Consider the following 247-nt stretch of genomic DNA (forward strand, 5'->3'; position numbering starts at 1 on the left):
AAGAGACAGGTGTCAGGACGGTGTGGTCGGCGAAGTGCAGCGGGAAGCTGGACACGCCGGGCAGCGTGCTCTGGGGTGCGCGGATCTCGGCGGGGAAGTTCGGCAACGTCGACAGGTCGTTGCTGAGCAGCGCGGTCTGTGACGTGAAGCGGTCACCGGTCAGCTGCATGCCGTCGCCGGAGTCCCCTGCGAACCGTATGACCACGCGGTCGAGCTGCTGGACCTTCTTGGTGCTCATGCTCTGCGA

1 pseudogene is annotated in these 247 nt (G+C 65.6%); it reads right to left on the reverse strand.

Annotated elements, in window-relative coordinates:
- Positions 1-238, reverse strand: a pseudogene (locus ACR9ZK_RS22940) (2-oxoacid:acceptor oxidoreductase subunit alpha); the annotation flags it as partial.
- Positions 239-247 lie beyond the last annotated feature (9 nt).

Source organism: Monashia sp. HAY1-5C (genome assembly GCF_056755255.1).